This window comes from Paenibacillus sp. A3, assembly GCF_001399685.1.
Lineage (GTDB): Bacteria > Bacillota > Bacilli > Paenibacillales > NBRC-103111 > Paenibacillus_G.
In genome coordinates this window covers 50,965-61,088 of record NZ_JTHN01000015.1, presented here as the reverse complement: position 1 = coordinate 61,088, position 10,124 = coordinate 50,965, and the positions used below count along the sequence as shown (strand labels likewise).

The 10,124-nt window shown below is 54.3% G+C and carries 12 protein-coding genes; all 12 read right to left on the bottom strand.

Annotated features, from left to right (window positions below; all coding sequences use genetic code 11):
- Positions 1-54: 54 nt before the first annotated feature.
- Positions 55-516, bottom strand: a complete 462-nt coding sequence (mscL, locus tag QJ48_RS02000) for a large conductance mechanosensitive channel protein MscL (RefSeq protein ID WP_193394379.1) — start codon at positions 514-516, stop codon at positions 55-57.
- 153 nt (positions 517-669) lie between these two features.
- A complete protein-coding gene (locus QJ48_RS01995; protein WP_054971988.1) occupies positions 670-1,311 on the bottom strand; it encodes a YcnI family protein in 642 nt (213 codons plus the stop codon).
- Positions 1,312-1,397: 86 nt separating this feature from the next.
- Positions 1,398-2,072, bottom strand: a complete 675-nt coding sequence (locus QJ48_RS01990; protein ID WP_193394378.1) for a response regulator transcription factor — start codon at positions 2,070-2,072, stop codon at positions 1,398-1,400.
- Positions 2,072-2,887 carry a sensor histidine kinase gene (locus tag QJ48_RS01985; protein ID WP_054971987.1) on the bottom strand — a complete coding sequence of 272 codons (816 nt, stop codon included), beginning with the start codon at positions 2,885-2,887 and terminating at the stop codon, positions 2,072-2,074. Before QJ48_RS01985 ends, QJ48_RS01990 begins: the two co-directional genes overlap by 1 nt.
- Positions 2,888-3,354: 467 nt before the next feature.
- Positions 3,355-3,477: a hypothetical protein gene (locus QJ48_RS39120; protein ID WP_272948104.1), complete on the bottom strand. Its 123-nt coding sequence runs from the start codon at positions 3,475-3,477 to the stop codon at positions 3,355-3,357.
- Between the two features lie 252 nt (positions 3,478-3,729).
- Entirely contained in the window at positions 3,730-3,837 is a 108-nt protein-coding gene (locus QJ48_RS38445) for a putative holin-like toxin (protein WP_237762776.1), read from the bottom strand.
- A 347-nt stretch (positions 3,838-4,184) separates the two neighbouring features.
- Positions 4,185-5,135: a ribose ABC transporter substrate-binding protein RbsB gene (gene rbsB, locus QJ48_RS01980; protein ID WP_054971986.1), complete on the bottom strand. Its 951-nt coding sequence runs from the start codon at positions 5,133-5,135 to the stop codon at positions 4,185-4,187.
- A 23-nt stretch (positions 5,136-5,158) separates the two neighbouring features.
- On the bottom strand, positions 5,159-6,112 hold the full coding sequence (locus QJ48_RS01975; protein WP_054971985.1) for an ABC transporter permease: 954 nt from the start codon (positions 6,110-6,112) through the stop codon (positions 5,159-5,161).
- Positions 6,084-7,610: a sugar ABC transporter ATP-binding protein gene (locus QJ48_RS01970; protein ID WP_054971984.1), complete on the bottom strand. Its 1,527-nt coding sequence runs from the start codon at positions 7,608-7,610 to the stop codon at positions 6,084-6,086. The genes QJ48_RS01975 and QJ48_RS01970 overlap by 29 nt, the downstream gene beginning before the upstream one ends.
- A gap of 16 nt (positions 7,611-7,626) precedes the next feature.
- Complete coding sequence (rbsD, locus tag QJ48_RS01965; RefSeq protein ID WP_054971983.1) at positions 7,627-8,022, bottom strand: D-ribose pyranase; 396 nt, start codon at positions 8,020-8,022, stop codon at positions 7,627-7,629.
- 17 nt (positions 8,023-8,039) lie between these two features.
- Positions 8,040-8,954 (bottom strand): ribokinase, encoded by a 915-nt coding sequence (gene rbsK, locus QJ48_RS01960; RefSeq protein ID WP_054971982.1) that lies wholly within the window; start codon positions 8,952-8,954, stop codon positions 8,040-8,042.
- Entirely contained in the window at positions 8,941-9,954 is a 1,014-nt protein-coding gene (locus QJ48_RS01955; RefSeq protein WP_054971981.1) for a LacI family DNA-binding transcriptional regulator, read from the bottom strand. Before QJ48_RS01955 ends, rbsK begins: the two co-directional genes overlap by 14 nt.
- Between the last annotated feature and the right edge of the window lie 170 nt (positions 9,955-10,124).

Here is a 10,124-nt window from a genome sequence, read left to right as displayed (position 1 = left end):
CCAGGCTCCCTAAGATTTCAAGCAGGAGCACAGGCTGTCTGAGCTGTAAGGGGGCTAAGCGCGTTCCACAGCCGGAGCTTCGAGAACGGCGGTGCAGTATTTGCAGCGGGATGCTTTTTTGGGGATTTCGGGCAAGCATTCCGGACATTCTTTAATGTTTTCTTTCGGATTGGGCTTGGCTTCTTCTTTTCGGCGGAACCGGTTGATCTGCTTGACGGCGATAAAAATAACGAACGAGACGATCAGAAAATCGAGCAGCGTGCTGAGGAACAATCCGTAGTTAAACGTTGCCGCACTCGCTTCCTTGGCATCTTTAAGCGTCTCGTAGGACTTCCCGTCCAAACTAATAAATAAATCCGTGAAATTCACTTTACCCAACAGTAGCCCGATCGGAGGCATAACCAAATCGTTGACGATCGAAGTAACGACTTTGCCAAAAGCGCCTCCGATAATAACCCCGATCGCCAGATCGATCATATTCCCTTTAATTGCAAATTCTTTAAATTCTTTCAAAATTTTTGACGGCATCCTACGGCTGTCTCCTTTTTTGACGTGGTGTAGTTAGAATGGCGTTTTCACCAGTTTAACCGTTTTTCGGGGGAAAAGACAAGCCAAAAAGCCCATTTCCTATCGTAACGATGGAAACGGGCCTTGCTTATAACCGTCGGATTAGGCTTTTCTGCGCATCAGCGATACGATCAGAGCTGCAGCTCCGAGCACGACGCCCGCAATGGACAAGTAAAGCGGCGTTTGGGACGCGGCGGGAGCTTCGGACGCTGCCTTACCCGCCGCCGGTGCCGCAGGCGCCGTCGTATGGCCATGGCTGTCCGTTCCGGCTCCGGTCGGTTTTGCGTTCACTTTCGTCACGGAAGCCGGTTTGTCCGAGCCGTCCGCGCCGACCCATTCGACGACACTGCCGTCTTTGTAGGTCTGGTACGCCTTCCACGTAATCGCGGTAGCGGTGTCGGCTACTTTGCCCTGAATGTAAAACTCGCCGAATTCCGTAGCGCCCAAGCCTTCGCCGGTAGCTGTCCACACCACGCCGGTAATTTTATTGTTCGCATCCTTCGTCAGCTCGTATTTCCAGCCCGGCTTCGGCTCGAAGCGGGAAATCGATACGGAGTCGAGCGGAAACTTCACCTCGACTTTTATCGTCGGAATTTCTTTCTCCGTAGGGACGCGAACGGCAAATTTCTCATAGCTTCCTTGCGTCGTCTCTTTTGGCAGCACCGTCACATGCGCGCTGGCGAAGCCTCCTCCAAGCATGGAAGCAAGCAGTCCGAGCGCGAGCGCAAAATGCAATTTTTTCATAAATAAAAGCCCCTTTCTTTTAAGCAGTCAGTTTATCCTTCTGTACTTTATCGTAAACCGCTTATCGAAAGAATGGCTCGACCGGGCTATTTCCCCCCTTGTTTTTGTCCGATCTGTGTCAATCCGTGACGCACCGCATAAGCGGTCAGCTGCACCCGGTTGTCGAGCGCCAGCTTGGACAAAATATTCTTGATATGGTTCTTGACCGTATTCTCCGTAATGATCAGCGTCTCGGCGATCTGGCGGTTGCTCTGCCCGCTGGCGACGCAGCTCAGGATTTCGCATTCGCGCTGGGAAAGCACGCCCGGCCCGATGTCGCTGGCCGCGGATTCACCGGCCGACCGGAACGAATGAAAGAGCCGGTCCGCCATGCCTCGGGAAATTTCGCTGTTCTCGTCGAGCAAGCCGCGCAAGTAGACGACCCAGTCGTCGGGGTCCATGTTTTTGAGCAGATAGCCCTGCGCCCCGTGCCTTACGGCGGTGAACAGGTCGGCCACGTCGTCGGACACCGTGAGCATGACGATGCGGATGTGCGGATACAGCTGTTTAATTCGTTTGGTCGCTTCAAGGCCGCTCATCCCCGGCATCTGAATGTCCATCAGCACCAGATCCGGCAGCAACCGACCGCACAGCTCGACGGCCTCGGTGCCGCTACGGGCTTCCCCGATCCATTCGAAGCCGGGCTCCCCGTCGATCAGCGTACGGATGGCGCGCCGGGCTAACGGATGATCGTCGGCGATCAGTACCCGGTAATTCATCATCACAGCTTCACCTCCCGCAGCGGTCCGGTCACGATCAACTCCAGCCCTTGTCCTTCCTTCGCCCGGATTTCCAGCTCCGCCCCGAGCTCCTGCGCCCGTTTGCGCATAATTGATACCCCGTACCGGTTCGGCCGCTGTCCGGCATCGCCCTCCATGCCTTTGCCATCGTCGGCAATGCGCAGTCTCCAGCTCCGCCCGTCCTGCGTCGGGCCAAGCTCCACCTCCGCGTGATCGGCGTACGAGTGCTTGCGAATGTTCGTGAACGCCTCCCGGATAATGGAGAACAAAGGCACCTCCGCCGACGGCGATATCCCTTCCTCCGGCACCGTAATCCGGTGGTTGACGGCGATGCCGCTCATGCCGCTCCATTCCTCCAGCCACGTCCGCAGGCGCGAGCCAAAATCGGCTCCCTCCTCCGGCGCTGTCCGCAAGTTGAAGATCGCCTGCCGCAGATGGTGGTCGATTTCGGAAACGGCCGAACGCGCCTCTTCAATCTGCCCTTTCTTCAACTGCACGTTCAGGAAAAACAAAATTTGCGCGATATTGTCGTGCAGCTCCTGAGCGAGCCGCTCGCGCTCCTCGTATACCGCCCGTTTCGATTGCTCGACGGCCAGCTTCGCGTTCATCGCCTCGATGCGGCTGAACATCCAGTTGCCGAACAAGAACGACAGCAGCAGCGTAAGCAGCGTCATGTAGAAATTACCCGTCTCCATGGACAGCACGTCCAACAGGAAGTCGTGGCGTATATACTCGAATCCCCCGATAACCAGAGGCGGGAGCAAGATCGTTAATATTTTTAGCTTGCGCATCGACATATATCATTCCATCGCCTTTCTCCCTAAATTAACCGGTCGCCGTTTCGTATCCATTATATACCGATAAGTCGCAAGCTTCGAGACAAATTCGCCGAAATGAATCCGGATTAAATAAAATAGTGTTGTGTCGCATTCAATTTGTGAAAAAAACTCATCTTTTTTGAGAAAATAAAAAGGAGCCCACGGACCGCACCGAGGACTCCTTATATATGTTGTCCTCGATCCCATGAGCGTCAAGGACGTAAAATATAATTCAAAAAAGGCGTCGTATCAAGCATTTGCAAAAACTATGTGTAAAACATCTATAAAACAGTATAGACTCTTACCTTTTCGATTACTCCTTCGAATACGTAAATCTATTGAAATACCGAATTCGAATAGTTGCAGAACATAGCTAATTTTGCACTCTCAAATCCAAGATCCAGTGTCGGAATGGTTCAGTATGCAATAGAATTTGAGAACTGGATTTAATCCGATAAGGAGAATGTTTTATCATCGTTTGCCAAATAGTTATTCAAATTAAAATGCTTATTACTGACAACCAAAATGTGTCGCTTTCTTTGTAAAACACCAATAACACCACCTTCCATAATTTTTTCCTCCTCACTTCTTATCAATTTATATATTCAAAAGGTATTGTCAATACCATAAAACAGGAGTAAAATAAAGTGTAGTACTTTATTTGGCATTAACAACTGAATTATAGCACATACTAAAAAAGGAAATGCAGATGCCAATAACATCTAACATTCCCCTCACGTATCACAATAGCCGCTTTTAAGGGCGGTTGGCTTCAAAGGGTATGCCGAAGAATAGACCGTTTACCTTTGCGAGAGGGCGGTCTATTTCTTTTGCTGCGAAAGTTCGATGATCTTTATAATCAGCGTCAGCAGAGCAATTAAAAGTCCACTTGAGCTAATAACTATAATCATCACGTCTTTCACGTCCATTGGCATCACCTCCCTTCCGAGAGGTTAGCCGACCGCCCATTAAGCCATTCTATTGCGATTGGATTATTATACCATAAAATAGAATGGATGAATAGAATTTATATTTGAGATTCAAAATCAGATACCCATGAAGTATGTGTTTTATCCAACATTCAGAGCGCTCGAATACAGCTTTTCAACGAAAATGAACTTCAAGAGCTAAATTTCTTCTGCCCCCTTATGTGCCGTGCCATCGCTTACGAAACAATCATGATATTAAAAAAGAGGACAATCCCGCGGCTTCTTGCTCCGCTCCGGGGATCGTCCTCTTTCCGTATAAAGCGTTTCTTTTAGCTAAACGCTCTGGCTTACTTTTTCGTAATCAGCTCAAGATCGACAGGGATCGAAGCTTCCACTTTCTCGCCTTTCGTTACCTTCACGGCCGTTTTTACGGCCACGTCGCCGATGGCTGCCGGCTTTTGCGCTACCGTAGCGGCCATTTTGCCTTCGTTTACGGCTTTCACCGCGTCGTCGGTTGCATCGAAACCGACCACGACGATGTTTTTGCCGGAGGCCTGGATCGCTTGCAGGGCGCCTAGCGCCATTTCGTCGTTGTGGGCGAATACGGCTGCAATGTCTTTATTCCCTTGCAGGATGTTTTCCATAACGGACAGCCCTTTCGCGCGGTCGAAATCGGCCGGCTGGGAAGCGGCCATTTTCACGCCGTCTTTGCCGTCTACGGCATTATGGAAGCCTTTGCCGCGGTCGCGGGCTGCCGAGGTTCCGGCGATGCCTTGCAGTTCGACAAGGTTCCCTTTGCCGCCGATCGCTTTAAGAATGAAGTCGCCAGCCATTTGCCCGCCCTTGACGTTGTCGGATGCGATGTGCGAAACGACTTGACCGCCGTTCGCCGCGCGGTCGATGGTGATGACCGGAATGTTGGCTTTGTTGGCCGCCTCCACCGCCGTAATGACCGCTACGCTGTCGGTTGGGTTGATGAGGATGACGTTTACTTTTTTCTGAATCAGGTCCTCGATGCCGCTGATTTGCTTCGAGGTATCGTTCTGCGCGTCGACAACGACCAGCTCGGCTCCGGCTTCCTTCGCCGCTTTCTCGGCGCCTTCTTTCAACGTCACGAAGAACGGGTTGTTGAGCGTGGAAATGGAGAGACCGATCGTTGTTTTGCCGGAAGCTGCGCCTCCCTCTTTTTTCGGCTCGGCCGTCTTGGCTCCGCCCTCCAGATTGGACTTGGTGGAGCAGCCGGCGGCCACCATGAGGAATACCAGCAGCAGCGACAGAACCGTGTACATTTTTTTCATGTTACTTTTCCCCTTTGCTTTTTTTATTTTGCGGCTTTGGACCGGTCCAGCAGCACCGCAACCAGAATGACGGCGCCCTTCACAACCAGCTGATAAAAGGATGAAACGTTCAGCAGGTTCAGACCGTTGTCCAATACGCCTATGATCATGGCGCCGATCAGCGTCCCCACCAGCCAGCCCCGTCCGCCGGATAAGCTGGTTCCTCCGAGGACAACCGCGGCAATCGCATCAAGCTCGTAAGAGGTGCCTGCCGTCGGCTGCGCGGAGTTAAGTCTGGAGGTGAGTATAATTCCGCTTAAAGCTGCCAATAATCCGCTTACCGAATAAACCATGATTTTGATTCTGGAAGTATTGATCCCGGAAAGCCAAGTCGCTTCCTCGTTGCTTCCCAGCGCGTAGACGCGCCGCCCGAAGGTCGTGTATTTCAATATAATGAACAGGATGACAAAGGTCAGGACCATCCAGACAATCGGCATCGGAATATCGAGAAAATACCCTTTCCCGATGATGGCGAAATCTTCGTGCAGCCCCGTAATCGGCCGGCCCTGCGTATAGACGAGCGTCAAGCCGCGGTAGACGGTCATCGTCGCCAAGGTGGCGATGAAGGGGGCCACCTTCCCTTTGGTGATCAGCAGGCCGTTGACGGCTCCGAACACCGCCCCGCAGCCAAGGCCGATCAGAATAGCCAGCCACGGATTCATACCGGAGGCCATCATGCCCGCCGTAAACGCGCTGGACAGCGCCAGAACCGCTCCGACGGAAAGGTCGATCCCTCCGGTCAGAATAACGAACGTCATCCCGAACGCAATCAAGGCGTTGATGGAAATTTGCCGAAGCACGTTGAAAATGTTGGTGACGGTCAAAAAGTCGCTGTTGATCACCGATAAAACGACGACGATTAAGGCGAGTCCGAGCAGCGGACCCAGGCTGAACGCTTTGCCTGCCCGCTTACCGCCTGCTTTCGCTTCCGTTTGCATGATGTTTTCCTCCTCCTGTCGCGCAGTGCATAATTTTTTCCTGCGTGGCTTCCCCTCTGGCGAACTCTCCGGCAATCCGGCCTTCGTGCATCACCAGGATGCGGTCGCTCATGCCGAGAACCTCCGGGAGCTCCGACGAAATCATCAGGATGGCTACGCCTCTGGAAACCAATTGGTTCATCAAATCGTAGATCTCCTTCTTGGCGCCGATGTCCACCCCGCGGGTCGGCTCGTCCAAAATAAACACCTGCGGATTCGTTTCGAGCCATTTGCCGATCACGACCTTCTGCTGATTTCCGCCGCTCAAGGAACCGACCTTCTGCTCGCCGTTCGGGGTCTTGATCAGCAGTTGCGAGATGAGCCGATCCGAGATGCCGGTTTCTTTGCTGCGGCTGACAAACCCGTATGAGGAAACGTCCTTCAAATTCGGCAGCGAAATGTTGTCCTTCACGGACAAGTTCAACAACAGCCCTTCGTCCTTGCGGTCCTCCGTGACCAGCGCGATGCCCGCGCGGATCGCATCGACCGGCTTGCGGATGGCGACGGGCCGGCCGTCGACGCGGATTTCCCCTTGGCGGGCCGGCGTCACCCCGAACAAGGCTTTGGCCAGCTCGGTCCGGCCGGCCCCCATCAGACCGGCGATGCCGACAATTTCCCCGCTGCGTACGGCGAAAGAAATGTCTTGCAGCTTGCCCGGCAGCGACAGCCCCTTGACCTCCAGCTTGGGCTCGCCGACGGCAACGTCGATTTTCGGAAAGCGGTCTTTGATTTCCCGCCCTACCATCATTTTGACCAGCTTGTCGATATTCGTATCTGCAACGCGGTCCGTCCCTACCGTATGCCCGTCTCTCATGACGGTGACCCGGTCGCAGATACGGAAAATTTCCTCCATCCGGTGGGAGATGTAGATCATCCCGACGCCCTTGGTTTTGAGCGATTCGATCACCGTAAAGAGCGCTTCGATCTCACGGTCGGTCAGCGCCGCCGTCGGCTCGTCGAGCACGAGAATTTCCGCATTCATGGAAAGCGCTTTAGCAATCTCGATCATTTGCTGCTGTCCGACGGAAAGCTCGCCTGCGATGATGCCGGGATCGATGGACAGGCCGAGCTGGGACAAGAAGCGAACCGATTCCTGCCTCATTTTGCCCCAGTTGATCATCCCGCTCCGGCCGTAGGTAAATTCCCGCCCCAGAAAAATATTTTCCATCACCGTCAGATGCGGGATTAAGTTCAATTCCTGATGAATCATGGCAATGCCCAGGCTTTGCGCCATGGAAGGGGAAGCGATCTCGCATGGCGTCCCCTTCAGGATCACGGTGCCGCCGTCTCTGCGGTGAATGCCGCCGAGAATTTTCATGAGCGTAGATTTTCCCGCGCCGTTCTCCCCCATCAGCGCGTGCACTTCCCCGCCAGTCAGGTTGAACGTCACCTGATCCAGCACTCGGACGCCCGGGAAGCTCTTGCTGATGTCGTTCATTTCCAGCAGGTATGTCGTCATGACGGCCACTCCTTTCTTAAAAGATCACGCCGGCCTGCAGAACGATGTTCGCATAAGGTGTAAATTCGCCTGTCCGAATAACCGCTTTCGCTTCGTGCGTAAGCCTTTTCAATTGCTCGTGACTGACCGTTCGAACCGGGATGCCCTTCATGACGGCTTCCAGCTCCCGCTTGAACTGCGGGCTGGCCCGCTCCATTTCGTCCGCAACGAACGCGGCCCCCACTTCCATTTCTTCAAGCACGGTGGACAGCGTCTCCAGCAGGGAAGGCACGCCCTGCTTCAAAGCCAAATCGATCCGCCGCACATGGTCGGGAATCGGCAGTCCGCTGTCGCAAATAACGATCGTATCCGTATGGCCCAATTTGCTGATGACTTCGGAAATTTCGCTGTTGATGATTCCGATTTTTTTCATGATGGTTTCTCCTCCGCTCACCCGTTAAAATCGAGCACTTCCCGAAGCGTCGGCATCCCCGGCTGTGCGCCGAATTTCGTCACGGCGAGCGCCGAAACCTTGGCCGCGAACGATACGGCTTCCTCCAAGCTTCGCCCCAAAGCGAGCGAATAAGCCAGCCCTGCGTTAAACGAATCGCCGGCTCCGGTCGTATCCACGACCTCCATGACATAACCGGGAACGCGGGTCAGCGTGCCCTCCTGCGCCATAAAGGCGGACCCTTCCGCGCCGAGCGTCGTAATGACGTGCCGGGCGCCCATGCCGGCCAGCTCCCGCATCGCGGCTTCCAATTCGCCGCCTTCCGCCGAACGCCCGGTCAGCAAGGCCAGCTCTGTCCGGTTCGGAGTAATGTAGTCGACGCTACGCAGCAATTCCTCCGGCAGCTTCTGCGCCGGGGCGGGGTTCAATACGACCGTCCGCCCGCAAGCCTTCGCGAGCCGGGCCGCATGTGCGACGGTATCGACGGGAATTTCCATCTGAAGCAGCACGATGTCCGCCGCGGCGATGACTTCCCGGCAAGCGTCGATATGCGCAGGCAGCAGCTTATGATTCGCGCCCGGCAGGACGACAATGCTGTTATCCCCCTGACAAACGTAAATGCTTGCGACTCCCGTAGCCGCTTGCTCCGCGAACCGCACCGTATCCGTGCCCACGTTCTCGGCTTGCAGCGCTTGCACAAGCTCTTGTCCGAAGCCGTCTGTACCGACCGCGCCGACCATCGTTACGGCCGCACCGAGCCGAGCCGCCGCCACGGCCTGGTTCGCTCCCTTTCCTCCCGGAAGAAAACGAATGCCTTGTCCGAGCATCGTCTCCCCCTGCTGCGGATACCGGTCCGCTTCGATGACAATATCCATATTCAAGCTTCCGATAACAACGATTTTAGGAGCTTTCATGTCCGTTCCTCCTTAAGGTCGACTCTCTGGGCACGAGCGTGACGTCCAGCTCGTACGTCTGGTCCGCTTCCAGCGTGCCTTCGATTTTTTTGATCAAAATCCGCGAGACGAGCGCGCCCATCTCATAGATCGGCTGGGCGACCGTCGTCAGCTCCGGCTGCGTAATCTCCGTCATACCGATGCCGTCAAAGCCGCATACCGCCACTTGTCCGGGCACTTGCACGCCCATCCGGTGAAGCGCCTTGAGCGCGCCTACCGCCATCAGGTCGTTCCCGGCAAAAATGGCGTCCACATCGGGATGGCGTTCCAGCAGCAGCTCCGTCGCCCGGATTCCGCCTTCGATCCGGAAGTCTCCCTGAATTGTGAACGTCGGCGAGTACCAGTCCAAATGCTTCACCGCTTCCTCATACCCGACCAACCGCTCTTTGGCCGTAATGAATTCCTGCGGACCGTAGATATGGGCGATTTTCCGGCAGCCCATGCTCAGAAGATGCTCGACGGCCAGCTTCGCGCCTTCCCGGTTTTTGGAGCGGACCACGCTGCACGACTGCTTCGGTGGGACCCGGTCGAGGCAGACGACGGGGATGCCTTTCTTGGTCATCTGCTCGACATCCGCGGAATCCAGCGTATTGGAAGCAAAAATAATGCCGTCGATATATTTTTTCTTCAACACCTCAATATAGGACTTCTCCTTGACCCCTTCGTCGTCGGAGTTGCACAAAATCACCGTATACCCGTACATCGAGGCGACATCCTCGACGGCCCGGGCCAGCTCCGGAAAGAAGGGGTTGGAAATATCCGGGAGAATCAAGGCGATGGTGTTCGTCTTCTTTCCGGCCAATCCCCGGGCCACCGCATTCGGCTCGTAGTTCAGCGCTTCGATGGCTTTTTTGATTTTCTGCTCCGTTTCCACGTTCACATAGCCGCTTTTGTTCAAATACCGGGAAATCGTCGCAACGGACACGCCCGCCAGCTTGGCTACATCCCGAATGGTTGCCATACTTCCTCACCCCTGCCATGTGGTACCGGTTACATATGGATTAAAAAAAATTCCAAATGATGCTATTGCATTTTATAAGTAATAAAGATTCTAACCTGATTAAGTATATGGTACCGGTTACACATAAAATATAGCACTCTGCGGGAAAGGAATCAACCTCTTTTTTGTGA